We start from the raw sequence: 17,044 nt of genomic DNA, 5'->3' as shown, positions 1-17,044 counted from the left end.
CCAGGGGCACACCAGGAGCCCTGGAGGTCATCGGGATCGCCCGCACCGTCCGGGGACGACAGGCCCGTGGTGGACACGAGTCCGTCATTCGCTGTCTCGCATCTCAGTGGGATGTGTGCCCGGTGCGCTCTCCGCTCCGGCACCCCGCCCCGCCGATGTAGTACGCGTTGAGGTAGTTCGGGCCCGCGCCCGGCAGCTGGGTACGGCCAGGGCTGACGCAGAGATGGAAGTCGTTCGAACTGCCGCCCCCTCTGACGTCCACATGGATCCGCACGGTCGTCTCTCCGCAGTGGTTGTATGCGGCGAACCGGGACTCTCGCACGCTGTACCGGAAGAATCCGCAGGGTACGGCTGCGTTCACAGTCGTCTGCTGCGCCGCCGGGCCGCGGGCGGATCCGGCGAAAGACGGACTCGTGGACGTCATCACCGCAGTGGCGACGAAGGTGCTCGCAGCTACCGCGCATGCGACGCGATGAACATGGGTCAGGGGGAGCTTCACAGGCGTTCCTCACGGCGGGCCACGGCTATAGGCAGCCGGCGGATGGCTTACTCGCCTGACGCCATGGCTCCATGGTGTCGAACCCGTGCACGTCATCCACCGACACGGAAACTCTAACTCCCTGGCCACGTGTGATGACAGAAAGTCACCGGAATGAGTGGTCGTGCGGGGTGAGGCGCCGACCGTCCCGGCCGGAGCCGGGTGCGATCCGGCACAAGGTGCTCCGCCTTGGCGGGGTTTCGGGGCGGCAGGTAGATGTCGTAGCTGTAGATCAGTCCCACGTCTCCCCTTGCGCCGAGTCGAACGCAGCTTCGCATGTCCAGGAGTTGCCAGGCCGCCGTCGTCGAGGTCGGCGAAGAGGAATCGGGCACCGATCCTGAGAACGCGCGGGTCCGGGCGGTGTGATGCCCGGACCCGCGCTCGCCGTACCGTCAGCGGCGCATCAGGGCGAATACTCCCCAGCCGAGGAATGCGCGCTGGTACCGCGCGTAGCGGGCCGGACCGGTGGTGAGCTCGGCCCGTACCTCGGCGGCCAGCTCGTCATCGGGATGGCCGTCCAGCCAGCGGCGGAGATTGAGCCACTGTGCCGCCTGGTAGCGGTCCCAGCTGTCCTGGTCGGCCAGCACCATTTCCGCGACGTCGTACCCGAGACCGCCGAACTGCTCGATCAGCTCGGGCAGTTCCAGGAAGTCGTCCTTGCCGCCGGCGTGGCATGCCTCGGCGGTCTTCTGGTCCGGCACGTCCCGGCGCCAATACGGCTCGCCGATCAGCATGAGGCCGCCGGGACGCAGACTCCTGCTCAGCAGCTCGACGGTGCCGGCGACGCCTCCACCGATCCAGGTGGCGCCGACGCACGCGGCGAGGCCGACCGGTTCGTCCGAGACGAAGCCGGAGGCGTCGTCGTGAACGAAGGAGACCTGGTCGGCGACGCCGAGTTCAGCGGCTCGGCCGCGAGCCGATTCGGTGAACACCGTGCTGATGTCCACCCCGGTCCCGGTGATGCGGTGGTCACGGGCCCAGGGCGGCGAGTTTGTCAGGCGTGAACGGGTTGTGAATGCGGTGGCTGCTTTCGCGGATGCTGAAGATGCGTGGAAGATCCACTGGAGGTGTTCCCTGGGTTCGATGAGGTCATGGCGTTCCTGGAGGACAGCCGACCGGGATCGACCGCCGCTGCTCGGACCGTCATCAGAGACACCTCGTTCGAAAGCATGGATCCTGGACCCGGCCAACGTAGACCGTCCGGGGTGACGTCTCCATCGATTTTCCGGTCCCTTCCAGCGGAAGGCGAAAAGGCTGTGGCCCCCACCCGGAGGTGGGGGCCACAGCCTTTTCGCAGATCGAGGGGCGGCGAGGACGGGTCAGACGTCCTGCCGTGCCCGAGCCATCTCCTGTACCCGGCCGCGGACGAGGAACCAGCCGCCGACCAGCGCCGCCGCGATCAGCGGCAGGCACATCACCGTGGTCCGGCCCACTCCGCCGCCCCACCACATCAGGAAGGCCACACCGACTAGGAACAGCAGCGTGACGATCTGGGTGTAGGGGGCCCATGGAAGGTGGTAGGCGGGCCTTGAGACTCCGCCGCTCCGCGAGCGGTGCCAGAAGACCAGGGAACAGAGCATGATCATGCCCCAGGTTCCGAGGATCCCGATCGACGCGAAGTTCAGCACGATCTCGAATGCCTGCCCGGGCACCACGTAGTTCAGCCCGACGCCCAGCACGCCGAAGCTCGCGGTCAGCAGAATGCCGCCGTAGGGCACCTGCCCCTTGTTCATCAGGCCGGTGAAGCGGGGCGCGGAACCCGACAGGGCCATGGACCGCAGGATGCGCCCGGTGGAGTAGAGACCGGAGTTCAGGCTGGACAGTGCGGCGGTCAGCACGACCAGGTTCATCACGCCTGCAGCGCCGGGAACGCCGAGCTTGTCCATGACGGTGACGAACGGGCTCTGGTCACCGGAGTAGGAGGTGTACGGCAGCAGCAGCGCGAGCAGCACCACCGAGCCGACGTAGAACAGGCCGACCCGCCACATGATGGAGTTGATCGCCCGGGGCATGATCTTCTCGGGGTTCTCCGTCTCGCCGGCGGCGACACCGCACAGCTCGACGGACGCGTAGGCGAACACGACGCCCTGGATCACGAGCAGCATCGGAAGCGTGCCGACAGGGAAGACGCCGGTGTCCGAGACGGTGGAGAGCCCCGGGGTGTGGCCGTCCACCGGATGCTGGGTGACCACGAGGAAGATACCGATCGCCATGAAGGCGACCAGGGCCGCCACCTTGATGATCGCGAACCAGAACTCCATCTCGCCGAAGTACTTCACCGAGATGAGATTCGCGGTGAGCACCACGGCGAGGGCGATCAAGGCGAGGATCCACTGCGGGACATCGCTGAACATTCCCCAGAAATGGGCGTACGTGGCCGCCGCCGTGATGTCCGCGATCGCGGTGGTCGACCAGTTGAGGAAATACAGCCACCCGGCCGCGAAGGCGCCCTTCTCGCCCATGAACTCACGGGCGTACGAGACGAAGGCGCCGGACGACGGGCGGTAGAGGATCAGCTCACCCAGCGCGCGCACGACGAAGAACGCGAAGACACCGCAGACGGCGTAGGCGATGGCGAGCGAGGGCCCGGCGTCGGCCAGACGCCCGCCCGCGCCCAGGAAGAGCCCGGTGCCGATGGCACCGCCGATGGCGATCATGTTGATGTGGCGGGACTTGAGGTCCTTGCTGTAGCCGGCGTCGCCGGCGTCCACGTGGGGGGAGCTCGCCGCCGGCGCGTCAGCGGCCGGCTGATCGGCTGCTGTGATGCTGCCGTCACTCATGGAGGGGGGTCGCCTTTGTGAGGGGAAGATGGTCGGTCCCGACCGGGCCCGTGGGGGAGGGGCCCGGCCATGGCTCGAAGGCGCATGATCAGGAACCCTGCGATTCTGGCAGTGCACCCCGCCTGACGAAAACAAATCTGAGGTATTTCAGAGGTTGCGGCGCAGTAAAGTAAGTGAGCCCTCAGATGGAGGGGAGTCCGATCAGTGTGATCTTCGCGATGGTCCCTCGCCTCACCCCCTCGGCCCGAGGTCGAAGGAGCTCGTCGGCGCGATGATCCCGCCGGACCGGACGACGCCCGGTTCGTGTCCGAGATTTCCGTCTGCGGAGGTGCGCGCGAGGCGGCGTGGCTTCCGCGGACCGGCGGTGCTCCGGGGCATGCGGGACGCGGGCCCACCGTTTGGCCGGAGCCGGAGCCGGAGCCGGAGCCGGAGCCGGAGCCGGAGCCGGAGCCGGAGCCGGAGCCGGAGCCGGAGCCGTCACCGGCACCCGATCGGCAAGATGCGGCCCAGGCCGCCCCGGCTCGCCCCGCCCGGAAGCCTGCCGGGCGTGATGGGTGGTGCGGCAGCGGAATGAGCGTCGGGGCGTAGATGCGGCCACCCGCCACGAATGCGCTCGACAAACGTCACGAATATCGACGTCGTGAACCCGAAGGCGGCTTCACCGATTCGCTCGTTCTCCGACCGGACCGCAGATTCGTGTTCCGGAAGACGTTCGGCAGCCGATTCGCCTTTCTTTGTCACCGATCTGCCACAGACAACAGGTCGGGCCGCAACCTCCCCAAGGTGTCGTGCATCCAACCCATGCCAGGACCCGATTCCGATCCGCCCCAGGGAGCAGACCGTGACCCACAGGAGTTCCAGAACCCTTGCTGCCGCAACGTTCCTCCTGCTGGGCGGTGCCGTCATCACCGCCGCGCCCAGCGCCTTCGCCGGAACACCCGGCGGCACCTATGCCGATGACCGCAACTGCGACTTCGACGGCGACGGCTACGACGACGTACTCACCGGCGCGCCCGGCGGCACCGACGGCGGGAAGAAGGGCGCGGGGTATGTCACCGTGCAGTACGGCTCCGCAAGCGGCATCGGCACCGCGACGAGCGTTCCGCGTGTCCGGACGGCGGTCTTCGGCCAGTCGACCGCAGGTGTACCGGGTTCGGCCGAACCCGGTGACGGCTTCGGAACCGCCGTCGCCACGGGCGACCTGGACGCCGATGGATTCGACGACGCGATCGTCTCCTCGCCAGGTGAGGACGAGGGCTCGGTGAGCGACGCGGGCCGGGTGGTTGTCCTCTACGGGTCGAAGGACGGCCTGACCGCTGCCCGCAGCGCCGCACTCCGGTCCGCCGCACCCGAGGGGAACGCCCGGTTCGGCCTCGCCCTCGGCGCCGCGCGGCTCAGCGGGGCGACGCCGGGCGACCAGCTCGCCGTGGCCGGCCGTTCCGGCGTCACCCTCTTCACCTACGGGGCGGGTTCGCTGCAACTGACGGGCCGCCTCGACACCGAGGGCGTCCCCGGGCACGAACCGATTCGGCCGGCCTCCCTCACGACAGGGAACTACGACGGTGACGGATACGCCGACCTCGTCGTGTCCGGTCGCAGCCTGGAAGAGGACGGCAGGAGTTGGTCCGCCGTGTTCATGGGCGGCGCCGACGGACCTGTGTTCGCCCGAGATCTTGCCGGTGGCACCGCGAACGCCTCGGGCGATATCAACGGTGACGGTTACGACGACCTGGTCTTCGGCCGGCCCGACAGGCCGCAGGACGTGTACGAACCACTCACCGGCGGCGTCGTCGGCGTCTTCCTCGGCACGGCTGCGGGAATGGCGGACGTGGACGACCTGGGCACACCGGCACAGGTATGGACCCAGGCCACCCCCGGCGTACCCGGCACGGCCGAGCTCGGCGACGGGTTCGGCGCCGACGTCTCCCTCGCCGACATCGACGGGGACGGTTACGAAGACCTCGCTGTGGGTGTGCCGGGTGAGGACATCGGCTCGGTGGCGGACGCCGGTGGGGTGCGGGTGCTGCGCGGGTCGGACGAGGGGCTGACCGCAACCGGTGCGAAGTCCTTCGACCAGGACGCACCGGGCGTACCGGGCACGGCCGAGAAGGGCGACCGCTGGGGCGGACAGGTCCGCCTGGCCGACACGGATGCCGACGGCCGCTCCGAGCTCCTGGCCGCCGCACCCGGCGAGAACACGTCGGACGGGGTGGTCTGGTGGCTCGCCGCGTCGACGACAGGGACGGTGAGCACCGGCTCGTGGTCGTACGGCGGAGGGTCGCTCGGTGCTTCGGGTACCGACGCGCTCTTCGGTACGTCGATCGACGAGTGAACCGGAGCGGCCGACGTCCCGGCGCAGGCCGCTCGTCCACCGTGGCCGACGCCTGGCGTCCGTACCCCTCGCGGGTGTCCCGGCCCGCAGGTCGGTGTCGGACACCCCCGGGCACCTGGGCCCTGAAGGGCCTGCGGCCACTCGGCCGCAGGCTCGGAACGATCGGTGCACGGGGTCGCCGCGCCGGTGGTGGCCTCCGCGTTCGCGGCTCCAGGCCAGATCACAGCCCGGCGAGAGCCGCGGTGGCCGCGGGCCGCAGCGCGGCCCTGAGTGGTCGTCCGATCAGCATGTGCGTGCCGCACTCTCCGTGGTGGGGGTGTAGGGCACGGGAGCGGGCGGCTCAGGAGGCAGTCCAGCGGTAGGTGGGTATGGTCACCTGGCTGGTCTGGCTGGTCTGGCTGGTAGTTGAAGGAGTACGTGAGCCTCTTCTCCGAGGGGACGGTGACCGGCAGCTCCCAGCGGTTGTCGGGCTGGGTCTACGTGCCTTCCCCGGGCTCACCGGGGGCGGAGGCCCGGCCACGGCTGCGTGCAGCCCCTGCCCCACGGGCCCGCACAAGGTGTGCGGGCCCGTGGGATCCGGCCCGGTGCGATCAGCAGTTAGGAACGCCGGGAAGCCAGCTGTCCGCCACGTCGATGAAGATGTTGGAGATGTATCCGCCGTAGTCCGGCAGGTAGGACCAGGCGTCGTTGCTGTGGCCGTCGGCCTCGACGAGCTGGCCGTGCACCTGGCATTGCACCCGCACCGTCGTGGGACCCGGGAGCTGCGCGACGCGGGTGGAGGCACTGGTGGCCTGCTGACGGATGTTGACGGCCGTGCCCCACGTCGGGAAGGACTTGGTCGGGGCACCGGTACCGGTCCACAGGTAGGTGACGGTGACCCAGCCGTTGTTGTTCAGGCCGATGTTGTAGAACGTCCCGTCGGCCAGGTCTATCCCGGCCGGGTTGAGCACCCGGCGACCGGACCCGTCCAGGCCGCCGTTGTAGCCCTGCTGGTAGGCGGCCTGCGCCTCGGGTGTGCCCTGCGGAAGATCCTTGAAGCTCTCGCGGACGGAGGACGGATTCCAGTAGTCGTCGCGGGTGTTCCAGGGGCCGACGTCCCACACCGGGGCGGTCTCGCAGCGTGCGGGGCCACAGACGCGCACCGAGTACTCGCCGCTGCCCTTCGGGGAGAGGCCGCGCCGGGAGGGCAGTGCAACGAAGTGATCGTTGGGGACTATCACGTGTCCGTTCGCGGTGGTGCCGCCGACCAGGCCCTCACGGGTCGCGTAGACGCTGGCCGTGACGGCTTCCGCCGCCTCGGCCCGCACGGGTGTGTCGTCGAGTTCGGCACCCAGACGCAGACCGCTGACCGTCGGCGCGCTGCCGTTCGGCGCGGTGACCAGGGTGAGACGGGTCTGCACGCGGGTGACGGCCCGGGGCAGGAGGGCGGGCGAGTCGTCGCGCGCCTCTCGCCACTCGGTCCACCGCCCGAGCCCGTCCCGTCCGCGCACGTCGACAGCGACCTGCGCGCCGGTGGGGACGGTGGCCTCGAGGTCGGGGGTGATCCGGTCGACGGCACGGCCCAGCACGCGTTCGGGCAGCAGGACCGTGCCCTGCCCCTGGGGAGAACGGGACGAGGCCGGCCCCGGACGGGGATCGCGGAGACGCAGACCACCCTCGGTGCGGCTGACGTTGGTCACGTCCGCAGCCGGAGTGGCCAGGTCCGCCCGCCAGCTGATGCCCCCGAGCGGGGCGTCGTCGGGGTCGGCACCGCGGGCGGCGGCGGGATCGGCGGTGAGTGTCAGACCCACGACGGCCAGCAGGGAGACGGCGACGGCCGGCCCCCGGCGGACGGGAACGGAGTGGGTGTTCGGTCTCTGGCTGCGGTGCACGGTGCGCCTCCTTCTCGGTGGGGGCGGGGAAGGGCTCACGAACAGCGGGACACGCCAGGGAGCGTGTCGCCGGGGGAGGAGAGGTAGATGTTGGTGATCCAGCCGCCGTACTGGGGCAGATACGCCCACCAGTCGTTGACGTACGGCGGGACCGACACCTGTCCGCCCTGCTGCTGGCATCCGACGAGGACGTCCACTCCGGCGGGCAGCGTGGTCAGAGCGGCGGAGGACGTGGTCGCGGACGCCCGGACACGGACGCCACTGCCCCAGGTGGTGAACCGGGTGCCGGAGGGGCGGACGGCTCCGGGCACGTTCAGCGAACCGGCGAGGGCGGTGACCTTGCTGTAGGCGGTTCCGTAGGGCGTGCCGTCGGGGTGCAAGGTCAGGACGGCGACCACCGAGCGGTCGTCAGGACCCACGGTTCCGGTGGTGTGCAGTGCCTCGGACGTCAGATCCACCGCGGGCGCCGAGACCCCGGCCGAAGCCGAAGCCGAAGCCGAAGCCGGAGCCGGAGTCGGAGCCGAACCGGAGTCGGGCGCGGCGCCGCGCGCCGTTCCCGGTGTACCGGAGGCGACACAGCCCCCGGAGGTGAAGCCCGACCAGCCCTGCTTGACGGCACCCGGCCCGTCGAAGGCGGAAGGCAGCCCGAACCCCTGGTCGAAGCCGTCCGTGGCGCAGCGCGTGGACCGGTGCAGAGCGCCCATGACGAGGTCCCGGACCGGCGCAGGCGCCTCGTCGAGGAGGTAGCGGTAGACGCGGACCGTGTCCGCGGCGGTGGTCGCCGTGTATCCCCAGTAACCGGGGTAGCCGGACGGGGGCGGCGCCGTACCGGTGAGGCCCAGACGAGGCACCATGCGGGAGACCACGGCGCTGCCGCCACCCGTGGACCAGTAGTGGTTCGCGGCGGCGTCGTCGCTGCTGCTGAGCATCACCCCGATCCGCTCCCGGTCCGCCTGCGGCAGGTCGTGGTCCGGGCCCCGGTCCCACAGGAAGTCCAGTGCGAGCAGCAGCTTGACCACGGACGCGGAACGGAAGGCTCGGTCCGCCTGGAGCGATTCGGTGAGGCGGCCGGTGACCCGGTCGAACACGGCTACGCCCGCTGTCACGTCGGCGGGGATGTCCGCGGCGCTGCGGTTCTCCGTTCCGGCCGGTGCACCTCCTGACCCGGAGTGGGCCACCGACGAGGCGGCGGACAGGCCGTCGTGAGTGGCGGGCGGGGCGGTCACGACCGGTGCGGCCACCGCGGGAACGGCCGGCGCGAGCAGCAGCCCGACGGCCGCGAGAGCGATGCCGAGGAAGGACGGACGGCGGGCGGAACGCGAAGGCATGGAGGTGGGGCTCCTTCGGGGCACGGACGCACCGGGCCGGGCGGCCCGGTGACGCTGTGGCACGTGGACGCCACGGTGGAGGGAGCCGGGCGCGAGGCGCAAGGAATTCGTTCCTGGTCGAAGGAGACCGGCGCACGCTTGTCAGCGGTACGGGCCCCAGCTACGTTCCCGACGTCTCACCGCGCCTCGGCCCGGCTCAGTCCGGGCCGCCTCCCCCACCTAGGAGCATTCGTGAGGATCCTCAGACGTCTCCCCGCCCTGTTCGTCGCGGCCCTGATGGCCCTGGCCGGGCTGTCCGTCGCCCCGGCACAGGCCGGGGAGGCCGGTGCGACGGCCGCGCCCGTCTTCAAGGCGCCCTACCCCTGCGGCCAGCGATGGACATACAGCCACCACTCGGCCGAAGTCCGCCGGGCGCTGGACTTCGTGCGCTCCGACGGCGGTGCGACGGCAGGCACTCCGGTGCTCGCCTCCGCTGCCGGCACGGCCACCCGGTACTCACAGCCCAGCGGTGCCGGCAACTACATCGCCATCGACCACGGCGGCGGGTGGACGACGTACTACTTCCACCTCTCCGCCTACTCCGTGGCGAGCGGCGCGTACGTCGCCCAGGGACAGCAGATCGGCGTCACCGGCAGCACCGGCAACTCCTCCGGGGCGCACATCCACTACGAGCAACTGCTCAACGGCGTGGGCCAGAACATAGTGATCAACGGCGTCGGCCTCTCCTACCCCGGCAGCTACAACCAGGCCTACCTCACCAGTGACAACGGCTGCGGTGGCAGCGGCGTCCCGTTCAGCACCTGGGGCAGCGGCGTGAACGTCCGTGCCGACGCCCGCGTCAGCGCGCCAGTCGTCACCACCCTCGCCGGGCCGACCGCGGTGCGCGTGCTGTGCCAGAAGCAGGGGGACACCGTCAACGCCGAGGGGTACAGCAACAACTGGTGGAGCAAGCTGCGCGACCAGAACGGCTTCATCAGCAACATCTACATCGACCATCCGGACGCGAAGCTGCCCGGCGTACCGCTCTGCTGAACCTGACAGTGGTGCGCAGCGGCCCGGCCGGGGGTGAAATCCGGTCGGGCCGCCGTGGATTCCGGCCGAACGCGCACCGGCCCGCACAAGTGAATGACATGCATGCGTCACACTCGTGATGCGCGTAGAGTGCCGCTGGACGGGCGTCACCGAGCGCCCGTCACCACCGGGGGTGCGCTGTGCTACGGGTGGAATTCACGAGCCAGGAGCTGGCCCGCCTGCGCGTCGCACCAGGCGTGGACCCGCTCTGGGAGACCGCGCTCAGCCTGCACCTCCTCCAGAACCGCCAAGCACCGCTCGCGTTCGGAGCATGGCGCAGGGAAGTGGGTGCGGCACTGCGGCGATCCGGCCTCGTCCCCGTGACCCGCGCCCTCACACGACTCTGCCCGGACGGCTCCTACTTCCCCGATTTCCTGACACCCGGCCGGGGGGACACGGACCTGGAGACCGGGCTCGACCGGATGCTCTCCACACCCCGGCGCCGCCTGCGTGCCGAGATCGCCCGGCTGCACGCGCACACCGCGGGCCCCGTCCCGGCCGGCCTGCGCACACTCGCCGAGGGGCGCCCCCAGGCCCTGCACCGTCTGGGAACCGCCCTGCGCGCCTATCACCACGTGGCCGTCGAGCCCTACCTGAGAACCATGCGCACACAGGCGACGGCCGACCGGACCGTACGCGCCCAGGCCGTCCTCACCCACGGCGCGGAGGGCCTGCTCACCGGATACGACCATCTGCCCGGCTGGCGCTACCGGAACAGGAGCCTGCGCGCCCCGTACCCCGTCGAGCGTGAACTGGGCCTACGGGGCCGGACGCTGACACTGGTCCCGGCCTTCTTCTGTGTACGCGCCCCGCTCGCCCTCGTCGACGAGGAACTGCCACCGGTCCTCGTCCACCCCCTGTCGCCCGCGCCCGGCTGGCTCGAACGCAGCCGCCACGGCGGGGACGCCCCGGTCGCACAGCTCATCGGCGCCTCGCGTGCCGAACTGCTGCGGATGCTGGAGCGCCCGATGACCACCATGGACATCGCCGCGGCGCTGCGCCTCGCGCCGTCGACGGCCAGCCGGCACGCCACCGTCCTCCGCGAGGCGGGACTGCTGCTCTCGCAGCGCCAGGGCGTACGGGTGCTCCACCACCGCACGGGGCTCGGCCGGGCGCTGCTGGAGGGTGCTGCCGAATGAGCCGCCGCGCGGAGGGCCGGCGATCCGGCCACCCGGAGGTCCTCAGTAGGCCTGTCCCATATGGGCGAGAGCCTGCTTGAGGAGTACCCCCTGGCCTCCCGGCATCTCGTTCTGCACGGCGGGCGAGGCCGCCTCCTGAGGGCTGAACCAGACCAGGTCCAGGGCGTCCTGCCGCGGGCGGCAGTCCCCGGTCACCGGCACGACGTAGGCGAGGGACACCGCGTGCTGGCGCGGGTCGTGGAACGGGGTGACGCCGGCGGTGGGGAAGTACTCGGCGACGGTGAAGGGCTGGAGAGAGGCCGGCACGTGGGGCAGCGCCACCGGACCGAGATCCTTCTCCAGATGGCGCAGCAGCGCGTCGCGGACTCGCTCGTGGTGCAGCACACGGCCGGAGACGAGGGCGCGGCTGATGGTGCCACCGGCGCCGATACGGAGGAGCAGCCCGATGCTGGTGACCTCACCGCTCTCGTCCACGCGCACGGGCACGGCCTCGACGTAGAGGACGGGCATCCGCGCCCTGGCCATGTCCAGTTCGTCGGTGGTGAGCCAGCCGGGCGTGGTTTCCGTCATGTCAGCCATCGCTTGATCATACTTCCCGTCGGTGTCCAGGTCCCGTGTCTCCCGCAGGATCCTGGTCGCTGTCGGCCGGCGGGGCCGGACGCCACGACCGGGCCGGGGCGGGTGTGCGCCCCCGGCCCGGTCGTGCGGCACGGTCAGGGTGCGATCGCGATGTCGAAGACGTGGATGTTGGCGTTCGAGGGCAGGACCACGAAATCGACGGTCCTGGCCGGGTCGAGCGGGATCGCGTGGGCGAAGACCCGGTACTGCACCGTGGCGTTGCCGTAACCGTCCGGACGGTTGCGCCCGCCCGTCGACTTCACCAGCGTCGCGCCGTGTGCGTCGGCCGGGTCGAAGGACCAGTTGGGAAAGCCGAACACACCGGTGCCGGCCGTGCCGTCCGTGTAGTACACGGTGGCCGTTCCCGTCGCGCCGCTCGTGACGCCCGAACCCAGGAGGACGAGCTTGCTGCCCTTGCCGGCGAGCTTCACCGCCTGCCCGGCACTCGCCACGTTGTCCTTGGTCCCGGCCGCCACGTCGGGCCAGGTCAGCCGGGCGCCCAAGGCCTCGACCGCCGCCCCCCGGGACAGGCCCACGGCCGCCAGCTTCTGTGCGGAGAAGCTGTTCCCCTCCCCGTCGAAGTCTCCCGGGCCGGTCGCGGACTCGTCCGTGACGGCGACGTTGTTGTACGCCGCCGCCAGATTCGCCTGCGGGGACCCGGAGCGTTCGGTGCGGGTCCCGGTGGCCGTGCCACGGCCGTCGCCGCCCCGGTAGGTCGCGATCGCCGTGAACGTCCTGATGACGAAGCCGGGGCGCCTCTCCGGCACCTGGATCCGGAACGTCGCGTCGGCCGACCCGCCTGTCGCGAGGGACCCGTCCACGCTCTGGACGGACGGCTGCACGGCCCAGCCCGTCGGTCCGGCGAACGCGACCTTGAGGGATCGGAGCCGCTGGGAGCCGGTGTTCCTGACCGTGACCTTCACGGTGGAGATGGCCGGGCCGTCCAGGTCCACCGGCGAGACGGTGACCTCGGTGGCCGCCGCAGGGGCCCCGGGCGCCGCCGACGCCTGGGCGGGGACGAGGGCGGTGGCCCCCGCCGTGGCGAGGGCCACCGCCAGGGTTCTGATCCCACCCGCTCGTTGTGCTGATCTCATCGTTGCTCCTTCGAGTGACTGACTGTCCGAATGCCCCTGGCACCCGGCGTGCCCGCGCCTGCCCACGGGGTCAGGAGACCGGCGGCATGTCCGTGCTGCGCGAGTCGAGGCCGGAACGCAGGTTGACCCAGCTGCCCCGGGTGAAGTCCGGGACGTCGACCGGACGCCCCTTCTTTTTCAGAGACATGACACTCAGGGGGACCGGAGCGCACCAGGAGGCCGAGTCGTACACGTCGATGTCAGGCACCAGTCCGGCGCGCATCAGCTGCACCGTGCGCCACTGGAGGACGTAGTCCATGCCGCCGTGCCCGCCGTTGCTCGCGGCGTCGTCGCCGATCTTCTTCCACAGCCAGTGGTCGAACTCCTTGAGGTAGGTGTCGAAGTCCCGCCAGGAGTGGCCGCTGTGATCCGGCTCGACGTAGATGCGACCGCCCGTCGCCGACGTACCGGCGTAGTCCTCGAAGATGCCCCGGCTGCCGGCGAGCGAGTTGATGCGGCTGTAAGGGCGGGGCGAACTCACGTCGTGCTCCGCCCTGATCGTCCTGCCCCTGGCCGTCTCGATCGCACAGCTCACGAGGTCGCCGTTGATGTACGTCTCACGCCAGGAGGGATGCGACTTGGGCACGAAGCGCTCCCGGTAGTCGGCGAGCCCCTTCGGAGCGGTGGCGGTGGCCTTCAGCGTCGTCATGCGGTCACCGCGGTTGATGTCCATGGCGGCGGCGACGGGTGCCAGACCGTGCATGGCGTAGAAGGAAGCGGTGCTCCGGGTGTGCCAGCGCCTGCGCCACGCGTCGGTGTAGTACGTGTCGGAGAAGAGCAGCTCGCGCAGATCGTGCAGGTATCCGCCGTGCCCGTTCGTGACCTCGCCGAACAGGCCTTCGTGCGCCATTTTGAGCATGGCCAGCTCGTTGCGGCCGTAACTGCAGTTCTCCGACAGCATCAGATTCCTGCGGGTGCGCTCCGAGGTGTCCACGAGGTCCCACAGCTCGTGGAGTTCGGTCGCTATGGGTAGTTCGACGACCACGTGCTTTCCGGAGAGGAGCGCGGCCCTGCCCTGCTCGTAGTGGAACTCCCACGGCGTGGCGATGTAGACGAGGTCGATGTCGTCGCGCCGCAGCATCTTGGCGTAGGCGTCCTCCGACCCGCCGTACTCCGCGGGGCGGGGCTTGCCGGCGGCCGCCAGGCCGTCGGCCGAGCGCTTGGCCCGGTCGGCGCGGATGTCGCAGACGGCAGTGACGAGAGCGCCGGGAACGACGGACCACCCCGTGGTCATGCCCGAGCCCCGGTTGCCCAGCCCGATCACGCCCACCCGGACGGTCCTGTGGGGCTCGAACGGCACGTTGATCATCGACTTCTGACCGGAGCGGCGGGACGGGGCCGCGGCCCCGTCCGCCGGCGAGGGCGCCTCACTCGTGGCCGCCGCCGCGCCGGTGGCCGAGCCGAGGCCGGCTGCGACGGCTCCTGTGGCCAGTGTTCCTCCGAGTAGCAGACGGCGCGAGACGGCAGGGATATCGGGCATGGCGAGACACTCCTCGATGCGTGACCGGCGGCACTGGCGGGGACGACTCTGGCCGTGACGCCAGCGGTGTGTCAATAGATGCTCGAAGGAACGGCGTTACGAACAAAATCAATCAATCAGCTGCGCGCGGGGGCGTGTTGCGGAACGATCCGTGGGAGCATCCGGCCCACCAGTACCTCCGCCGACACACCAGTGCTCCACAAGGAGGTACCGGAACGCCACGACAGCACGCAGCCGCCGTCCCGTGGACCTGCCGGTCCTGGAACGGCGGCTGCCGAGCGCACGCAGGGCTGCGTCAGACCGTACTGATCGCCGGGTCGGAGATGCCCGGAGCGCCGGTCTCCACATGACCGGCGAATCGGCGCAGGAAGGTGGCGTCGGCGTCGGAGACGACCTTGACGTCGTACCAGCGGGTGCTCCCGCGCAGATCGACGGTGTGCGAGACGCTCGCACCGGAATTGACCTTGAAGGTCTGAGCCGCGCCGCCGTAGGCGTTGGTCACCGTCAGATGGACGGCGGCCGCGGCCGAGTTGCTCATACTGAGGGTCAGGTTGCCGTCGGCAGCCCCGTGGCGGGCCGTGACCTCGGGGCCGACCTTCTTCGCGGGCCCACGCCAGGCGCGCAGGAAGCCGTTCGGGCCCCAGACCGTCAGGTCGATCTGGTTGCCGGTGGAGCTGCTGGTGCTCCAGGTGTCCGAGAGGGTCTTGCCCGCGTCGACGGTGTACGGCCAGGGGCCGTCCGTGCGGTTGCCCGAGGTGCTGTGGAAGTGGGCGCCCAAAGTGGGTCCGCCCGCGAAGGTCAGCGTGAACTTGCCGGTGGAGACGGTGGCCCGCCCGTCCACGTACGGGTCGTAGCCGAGAGCGCGGGTCGGCTTGGATCCGGCCTCCTGCCGCGGCAGGAGGCCGGTGGCCGGCGGGGTCGGGTGGTAGGAAGGGTGGCGGTTCTTGTCCGGCGGCAGGTACGGGGCCGTGGAGGGCAGCGCGGCGGGGGCCGTGTCCGCGCGCGTGAAGTCGAAGGCCGAGGTCAGGTCCCCGCAGACGGTGCGGCGCCACGGTGAGATGTTGGGCTCCCGCACCCCGAAGCGCTTCTCCATGAAGCGGATCACCGAGGTGTGGTCGAAGGTCTCGGAGCAGACGTAGCCGCCCTTGCTCCACGGCGAGACCACGACCATCGGCACCCGTGGGCCGAGCCCGTAGGTTCCCGCCGCGTAACCCCCGCCACCCGCGTACAGGTCCTTCGACACGTCTGCCGTGGACAGACCCTGGGCGGCGGAGGCCGGGGGATACGGCGGGACGACGTGGTCGAAGAAGCCGTCGTTCTCGTCGTAGGTGATGAACAGGGCGGTCTTCGCCCACACGGCCGGATTCGCCGTCAGCGCGTCCAGGACCTGGGAGATGTACCAGGCGCCGAAGTTGGTCGGCCAGTTCGCGTGCTCGCTGAAGGCCTCGGGGGCCGCGATCCAGGAGATCTTCGGGAGGGTCCCGTCGACCACGTCCGTGCGCAGCCGGTCGAAGTAGGTGCCGCCGGTCTTGACGTCGGTGCCGGTGCGGGCCTTCTCGTACAGGGCGCTGCCCGGCCGGGCGTTGCGGTAGCTGTTGAAGTACAGCAGGGAGTTGTCGCCGTAGTTGCCGCGGAAGGCGTCGTTGATCCAGCCCCAGGAGCCGGCGGCGTCCAGGCCGTCGCCGACGTCCTGGTAGATCTTCCACGGGACCCCGCCGGCCTCCAGCCGCTCGGGGTAGGTCTTCCAGTCGTAGCCGGCCTCCTGGTTGCCCAGGACCGGGCCGCCGCCCGTGCCGTCGTTGCCGGTGTGCCCCGACCAGAGGTAGTAGCGGTTGGGGTCGGTGGCCCCGATGAAGGAGCAGTGGTAGGCGTCGCACACGGTGAAGGCGTCGGCGAGCGCGTAGTGGAACGGGATGTCGTTCCGCGTCATGTGCGACATGGTCGTCGCCGTCTTGGCAGGCACCCATTTGTCGTACTTGCCATTGTTGTAGGCCTCGTGTCCGCCGGCCCAGTCGTGGTCCAGCCCTTCCAGGAACCGCATCCCGAGGTCCGCCACCTGCGGGTTGAAGGGCAGGATGTCCTTCGACCCGTTGGACTGATGGAAGACGGACTTGCCGTTGTCCTGGAGCACCGGCCGCGGATCCCCGAAGCCTCGCACGCCCTTCATCGCCCCGAAGTAATGGTCGAAGGAACGATTCTCCTGCATCAGGACGACGATGTGCTCGATGTCCTGGATCGTTCCTGTGCTGCCCTGCGCCGGAATGGCGGCGGCCCGCGCGATGCTCTCGTTCAGCATCGCGAAGGCCGCGGTGCCTCCGGCGATCTGCAGGAACCTACGACGGTCGAGCTCTGTCATGGGTGACGACCTCTGGGGTTATGGGGGGGTGTGGGGGGCGTCCCAAGGACAGCGGTCCCGGGGTACCGGGCGGGGGCGGGGCCGTGGCACCAGGCCTTACAGCAGGCGAACGAATGCCCCTGGCGGCGGACCCGCCCACGTCAGCGGCTGGGTGGGAGCGTACGGGCAACACCCCGCGGACAACAGGCTCCGGAGGTACGCGGCTCGCCCAGGGGGCAGTTCCCGCCACCACCCGTCACACGGAACGGCCGTGACACCCTGCGGCGGCGTGACCGCGAGTGTTCCTCCCCCTGTCCAGCGGGTGGCACCGGCCGTTGCCGGCCGAGAGGGACGGGGGATCGGCGCAATCTCCTGCGAGGCCAGGAGGGAACCGGGCCGGGGGCCGGCCGGGCGCTGCC

The 17,044-nt window shown here is 70.4% G+C and carries 11 protein-coding genes and 1 pseudogene; 3 read left to right on the top strand and 9 right to left on the bottom strand.

Annotation, left to right across the window (positions count from 1 at the left end; genetic code table 11):
- Positions 1-103: 103 nt before the first annotated feature.
- From B9S57_RS34155 to B9S57_RS09290, 3 genes and pseudogenes are all read right to left on the bottom strand, one after another.
- The gene (locus tag B9S57_RS34155) at positions 104-361 is read right to left on the bottom strand and encodes a DUF6355 family natural product biosynthesis protein (protein WP_146057741.1); all 258 of its coding nucleotides are present in this window, start codon (positions 359-361) and stop codon (positions 104-106) included.
- Between the two features lie 569 nt (positions 362-930).
- Positions 931-1,600 (bottom strand): annotated as a pseudogene (locus B9S57_RS09295) (SAM-dependent methyltransferase).
- A 257-nt stretch (positions 1,601-1,857) separates the two neighbouring features.
- Entirely contained in the window at positions 1,858-3,318 is a 1,461-nt protein-coding gene (locus tag B9S57_RS09290; RefSeq protein ID WP_103515047.1) for an amino acid permease, read from the bottom strand.
- A gap of 841 nt (positions 3,319-4,159) precedes the next feature.
- On the opposite strand from B9S57_RS09290, the gene B9S57_RS09280 reads away from it, so the two are divergent.
- Positions 4,160-5,650, top strand: coding sequence for an FG-GAP repeat protein (locus tag B9S57_RS09280; protein ID WP_258036324.1), 1,491 nt, complete (start codon positions 4,160-4,162; stop codon positions 5,648-5,650).
- A gap of 590 nt (positions 5,651-6,240) precedes the next feature.
- On the opposite strand, the gene B9S57_RS09275 is transcribed toward B9S57_RS09280, so the two are convergent.
- Both B9S57_RS09275 and B9S57_RS09270 read right to left on the bottom strand, forming a co-directional pair.
- Positions 6,241-7,521 carry a hypothetical protein gene (locus tag B9S57_RS09275; RefSeq protein ID WP_103515044.1) on the bottom strand — a complete coding sequence of 427 codons (1,281 nt, stop codon included), beginning with the start codon at positions 7,519-7,521 and terminating at the stop codon, positions 6,241-6,243.
- A gap of 35 nt (positions 7,522-7,556) precedes the next feature.
- Entirely contained in the window at positions 7,557-8,849 is a 1,293-nt protein-coding gene (locus B9S57_RS09270; protein WP_258036323.1) for a hypothetical protein, read from the bottom strand.
- Between the two features lie 231 nt (positions 8,850-9,080).
- On the opposite strand from B9S57_RS09270, the gene B9S57_RS09265 reads away from it, so the two are divergent.
- Together B9S57_RS09265 and B9S57_RS09260 are read left to right on the top strand one after the other, a co-directional pair.
- A complete protein-coding gene (locus B9S57_RS09265) occupies positions 9,081-9,881 on the top strand; it encodes a M23 family metallopeptidase (RefSeq protein WP_103515043.1) in 801 nt (266 codons plus the stop codon).
- Positions 9,882-10,069: 188 nt separating this feature from the next.
- The gene (locus B9S57_RS09260; protein WP_258036322.1) at positions 10,070-11,059 is read left to right on the top strand and encodes a helix-turn-helix domain-containing protein; all 990 of its coding nucleotides are present in this window, start codon (positions 10,070-10,072) and stop codon (positions 11,057-11,059) included.
- Positions 11,060-11,101: 42 nt separating this feature from the next.
- On the opposite strand, the gene B9S57_RS09255 is transcribed toward B9S57_RS09260, so the two are convergent.
- The 4 genes from B9S57_RS09255 to B9S57_RS09240 form a co-directional block, all read right to left on the bottom strand.
- Entirely contained in the window at positions 11,102-11,629 is a 528-nt protein-coding gene (locus B9S57_RS09255) for an NUDIX hydrolase family protein (RefSeq protein WP_103515284.1), read from the bottom strand.
- A gap of 143 nt (positions 11,630-11,772) precedes the next feature.
- Complete coding sequence (locus B9S57_RS09250; protein WP_103515041.1) at positions 11,773-12,771, bottom strand: NEW3 domain-containing protein; 999 nt, start codon at positions 12,769-12,771, stop codon at positions 11,773-11,775.
- Between the two features lie 70 nt (positions 12,772-12,841).
- A complete protein-coding gene (locus tag B9S57_RS09245; protein WP_103515040.1) occupies positions 12,842-14,290 on the bottom strand; it encodes a Gfo/Idh/MocA family protein in 1,449 nt (482 codons plus the stop codon).
- Between the two features lie 295 nt (positions 14,291-14,585).
- Positions 14,586-16,646: a phosphocholine-specific phospholipase C gene (locus tag B9S57_RS09240; protein WP_103515039.1), complete on the bottom strand. Its 2,061-nt coding sequence runs from the start codon at positions 16,644-16,646 to the stop codon at positions 14,586-14,588.
- Positions 16,647-17,044: the final 398 nt, after the last annotated feature.

The sequence above is a fragment of the Streptomyces sp. SM10 genome (assembly GCF_002910915.1).
Taxonomy (GTDB): Bacteria; Actinomycetota; Actinomycetes; order Streptomycetales; family Streptomycetaceae; genus Streptomyces.
The sequence above is the reverse complement of the archived record's forward strand: the minus strand, read 5'-3'. Positions and strand labels throughout refer to the sequence as shown.

What these genes read in the sequence shown, in the direction of transcription:
- B9S57_RS09290 (WP_103515047.1), bottom strand. Translation starts at nt 3,318, where the DNA reads ATGAGTGACGGCAGCATCACAGCAGCCGATCAGCCGGCCGCTGACGCG.
- B9S57_RS09270 (WP_258036323.1), bottom strand. Translation starts at nt 8,849, where the DNA reads ATGCCTTCGCGTTCCGCCCGCCGTCCGTCCTTCCTCGGCATCGCTCTC.
- B9S57_RS09255 (WP_103515284.1), bottom strand. Translation starts at nt 11,629, where the DNA reads ATGACGGAAACCACGCCCGGCTGGCTCACCACCGACGAACTGGACATG.
- B9S57_RS09250 (WP_103515041.1), bottom strand. Translation starts at nt 12,771, where the DNA reads ATGAGATCAGCACAACGAGCGGGTGGGATCAGAACCCTGGCGGTGGCC.
- B9S57_RS09245 (WP_103515040.1), bottom strand. Translation starts at nt 14,290, where the DNA reads ATGCCCGATATCCCTGCCGTCTCGCGCCGTCTGCTACTCGGAGGAACA.
- B9S57_RS09240 (WP_103515039.1), bottom strand. Translation starts at nt 16,646, where the DNA reads ATGACAGAGCTCGACCGTCGTAGGTTCCTGCAGATCGCCGGAGGCACC.